The sequence below is a fragment of the Kerstersia sp. genome, assembly GCF_052103615.1.
GTDB lineage: Bacteria > Pseudomonadota > Gammaproteobacteria > Burkholderiales > Burkholderiaceae_B > Kerstersia.
This window is the reverse complement of sequence record NZ_JBQEKA010000086.1, coordinates 1-4226: the sequence shown is the minus strand read 5'-3', so window position 1 is coordinate 4226 and position 4226 is coordinate 1. Positions and strand designations below refer to the sequence as shown.

The following is a 4226-nucleotide window of genomic DNA, read 5'->3' as shown; positions in this document are numbered from 1 at the left end:
ATCAACCAGGCCAAGCAGACCATTGAGCAATTGCTCAATGCGCGTCGCGAAGCCTTGGCAGAAGCCGAACTGGCCCAGCGCCTGGCATCGCAGACAATCGACGTCACACTGCCCGGCCGCGGCCGGGGCGTGGGTGGCATTCACCCGGTGATACGCACCTGGCGCCGGGTCGAAGAAATTTTCCGTTCCATCGGTTTTGAGGTGGCCGATGGCCCCGAAATCGAGAACGACTGGACCAATTTCACAGCCTTGAACAATCCCGAGAACCATCCCGCGCGTTCCATGCAGGATACGTTCTACGTCGATATGAAAGATTCGGGTGGTTTGCCGCTGGTGCTGCGCACGCACACCAGCCCCATGCAGGTGCGCTATGCCCGCATGAACAAGCCGCCCATCAAGGTGATTGCGCCGGGGCGCACCTACCGCGTCGATAGCGATGCGACGCACTCGCCCATGTTCCACCAGGTGGAAGGCCTGTGGATCGCCGAAGACATTTCCTTTGCCGACCTCAAGGGTGTCTATACCGATTTCCTGCGCCGCTTCTTCGAGACGGATGACCTGGTGCTGCGTTTCCGCCCGTCATTCTTCCCGTTCACGGAGCCTTCGGCGGAAATCGACATGATGTTCACGTCCGGCCCCAACCGTGGCCGCTGGCTGGAAATCTCCGGTTCGGGGCAGGTGCACCCGCAAGTGGTGCGCAATTTCGGCCTAGACCCGGAACGCTATATCGGCTTTGCCTTCGGTTCCGGCCTGGAGCGCCTGACCATGCTGCGCTATGGCGTCAATGACCTGCGCCAGTTCTTCGAAGGCGACCTGCGTTTCCTGCGCCAGTTCAACGATTGAGGGCGGTACTTTCATCATGCAAATTTCAGAATCCTGGCTGCGCACGCTGGTCGATCCCGATCTGTCCAGCGACGCGCTGGCGCATAAATTGACGATGGCAGGCCTGGAAGTCGAGGAAACCGAGACTGCCGCGCCTGCTTTTTCCGGGGTGGTGGCGGCCAAGATCACTGCTATCGCGCCTCATCCGGATGCCGACCGCCTGCGTGTTTGCCAGGTCGATGACGGCTCGGGTGAAATGCTGCAAATTGTCTGCGGCGCGCCGAATGCGGCTGCAGGCCTGTTGGTGCCGCTGGCGCGTGTTGGCGCCGAGCTGCCTGGCGGCATGAAGATCAAGACGGCCAAGATGCGCGGTGTCGCATCGGCTGGCATGCTGTGTTCCGCGCGTGAGCTGGGTTTGTCCCAGGAGCACGACGGCCTGATGCTGCTGCCTGCCAGTCTGCGGCCTGGGCAGGACTTGCGTGCCGCACTGGATCTGGATGACACGCTGATCACGCTCAAGCTGACGCCCAACCGCGCCGACTGCCTGTCCATCCTGGGGGTGGCGCGGGAAGTGGCGGCCCTGACGGGCGCGCCGCTGAAGACGCCTGGCGCCGCGCCGGTGCCGGTCACGCTGGCCGACCGCCTGCCCGTCACCATCGAGGCGGCGGATCTGTGCGGCCGTTTTGCCGGCCGTATCGTGCGTGGCGTGAATGCCGCGGCGCAAACGCCGGACTGGATGAAGACGCGCCTGGAGCGCGCCGGCCAGCGCAGTGTTTCCGTGCTGGTGGATATTTCCAATTATGTGATGCTCGAACTCGGGCGTCCGTCGCATATTTTTGACCTCGATAAAGTGCCGGGCAACGGCGCTGGCTTGAGTGTGCGCTGGGCGCGTGAAGGCGAAACGCTGGCGCTGCTCAATGGGCAGACCGTGACGCTGCAGGCCGATATCGGCGTGGTCGCCGCTGGCGGGCAGCCGGAAAGCATGGCGGGCATCATGGGGGGCGAGGCGACGTCGGTCAGCACGGCCACCACGAATATTTACATCGAGTCGGCGTTCTGGTGGCCTGATGCCATCGCCGGCAAGGCGCGCCGCTACCGCTTCTCTTCGGAAGCCAGCCACCGCTATGAGCGCGGCGTGGATTTCCAGGGCATTCCGGAAGGCCTGGAATACATTACCCGTCTGGTGCTGGATATCTGCGGCGGCCAGGCTGGCCCGGTGGATGACAACATTGCCGCCTTGCCTGAGCGCAAGCCGGTGCGCTTGCGCGCGGCACGCTGCCGCAAGGTGCTGGGCCTGGAAATCGCCAGTGAGCAAATAGGCGCGATCTTCAGCCAGTTGGGCCTGCCCTTCGAGCGGCAAGGCGACGACTTCATCGTCACGCCGCCTTCCTTCCGTTTCGATATCGAGATCGAAGAAGACCTGATCGAAGAAGTGGCGCGCATCTACGGGTTTGAAAATATTCCTGATTTGCCGCCGGTGGCGCGCGCTGCCATGCAGGCGCAGCCGGAAGCCAGCCATAGCCCGCATGCGGTGCGTGATCTGTTGGCCAGCCGGGATTATCAGGAAGTGGTCAATTTCAGCTTTGTGGAAAGTGACTGGGAAAGCGATTACGCAGGCAATGCCGATCCGATCCGTCTGTTGAATCCGATTGCCAGCCATTTGTCCGTCATGCGTTCCGGCCTGATTGCCGGGCTGGTGGCCAATATCCGCTATAACGCCAACCGTCAGCAAAGCCGCGTGCGCGTTTTCGAGCTGGGCCGCGTGTTCCGCCGTGATGCCGCCGTGGCGGACGGGGGGCTGGACGTTGCTGGCATTGCGCAGCCGCTGCACCTGGCCGCTGCGGCCTGGGGCCCGGCAGATGCCGAACAGTGGGGGCTGCCTGTGCGCCAGGTGGACTTCTATGATGTGAAGCGCGACCTGGAAACGTTGTTTGGCCAGCGTGCGGCACAGCTGCGCTTTGTGGCGGCCGCTTATCCGGCGCTGCACCCTGGGCGCAGCGCGCGGGTTGAGCTGGATGGCGTTGCGGTGGGCTGGATCGGCGAACTGCATCCGCGTCTGGTGCAGCAGGCAGATCTGCGTCATGCGCCGGTCGTGTTCGAGCTGGTGCTGGATACTGTGTTGCCGGCGACTGTGCCGGATGCGGCAGAAGCTTCCAAGCAGCCCATGGTCATCCGTGACCTGGCTTTGCTGGCTTCGGCGGCGCTGAGCGCGCAGGATTTGCTTGATACCGTGGCCGCCCAGCGCAAGTCGGATGCCAGTCTGGCGATTCTGAAAGATGTGCGTCTGTTTGATGTCTGGCGGGATCCGGCGGCGCCTGCGGATGCAGAAAAGAGTCTGGCCTTCCGCTTCTGGTTGCAGGACAATGCAGAAACCCTGTCTGACGAGCGTGTTGACGCTTGCATGAACAGCCTGATAGGCGCCTTGCAGGCACGCGGCGTGCGTCTGCGCGCCTGAATCGCTGGGAGTAATCGGATATGACGACAGAAACGCGTACCCTGACCAAGGCCGAACTCGCAGATATGCTGTTCGAGCGGGTCGGTTTGAATAAACGGGAAGCCAAAGATCTCGTCGATACATTTTTTGACGAAATTCGGGAGGCGCTGGCCACGGGCGATATGGTCAAGCTTTCCGGATTTGGCAACTTTCAGGTGCGGCAGAAACCGCCGCGCCCCGGGCGCAATCCCAAGACTGGCGAGGCGATTCCCATTGCCGCGCGCCGTGTCGTGACCTTCCACGCCAGCCAAAAGCTCAAGAGCGCGGTGGAATCCACGGGTTTGACCCCGGAAGACCTGTCCGTTTAATCTAGGGGATGCCTGCCGGGACGGGAAGGGCGGTGAAGTTAGCGTCTGCCCCGTCACGGTGTTTCCCGATTTTCGGCGGTAGGGACTGGTTCTGTGCCGGTCTCTGACCGTAGCCGGCTTTACCGGCCTTATACGATGCAGCCCGAACATCCAGACATGACACGCACTGAAGAACAAAGCAGCACGGCGGCCTTGCCGCCTATTCCGGCCAAGCGTTATTTCACCATTGGTGAAGTCAGCGATCTGTGTGGCGTGAAACCGCATGTGCTGCGCTACTGGGAACAGGAGTTCACCCAGCTCAAGCCGGTCAAGCGGCGCGGCAACCGGCGTTATTACCAGCACCATGAAGTGCTGCTGATCCGCCGCATCCGTTCCTTGCTGTATGAAGAGGGGTTCACCATCAGCGGCGCGCGCAACCGTCTGGGCGATGCCCGTGACGCGGCCGCTCATGACCCGGAAGCAGCAGTGCGCCTGAGCGGTGCGGAAATGCAAGCCTTGCGCAGCGAGTTGCAGGATATCTCGGCCCTGTTGGCCTCGGCGGCTTCCTGAGGCCGCGCTGTGACGGGAGGCTGCCAGGGGCAAACCTGGGCAGCATCAAAATA

Annotated in this window: 4 protein-coding genes; all 4 read left to right on the top strand. The window is 62.4% G+C overall.

Annotated elements, in window-relative coordinates:
- The coding region (pheS, locus tag ACTJGZ_RS13665) for a phenylalanine--tRNA ligase subunit alpha (protein ID WP_441663464.1) at nt 1-843 on the top strand (843 nt) is incomplete at its 5' end.
- Nucleotides 844-859: 16 nt separating this feature from the next.
- Nucleotides 860-3277 (top strand): phenylalanine--tRNA ligase subunit beta, encoded by a 2418-nt coding sequence (gene pheT / locus ACTJGZ_RS13660; protein ID WP_441663463.1) that lies wholly within the window; start codon nt 860-862, stop codon nt 3275-3277.
- A 20-nt stretch (nt 3278-3297) separates the two neighbouring features.
- Complete coding sequence (locus ACTJGZ_RS13655; RefSeq protein ID WP_441663462.1) at nt 3298-3624, top strand: integration host factor subunit alpha; 327 nt, start codon at nt 3298-3300, stop codon at nt 3622-3624.
- Between the two features lie 156 nt (nt 3625-3780).
- Entirely contained in the window at nt 3781-4173 is a 393-nt protein-coding gene (locus ACTJGZ_RS13650; protein WP_441663461.1) for a MerR family transcriptional regulator, read from the top strand.
- The last annotated feature ends 53 nt before the right edge of the window (nt 4174-4226 follow it).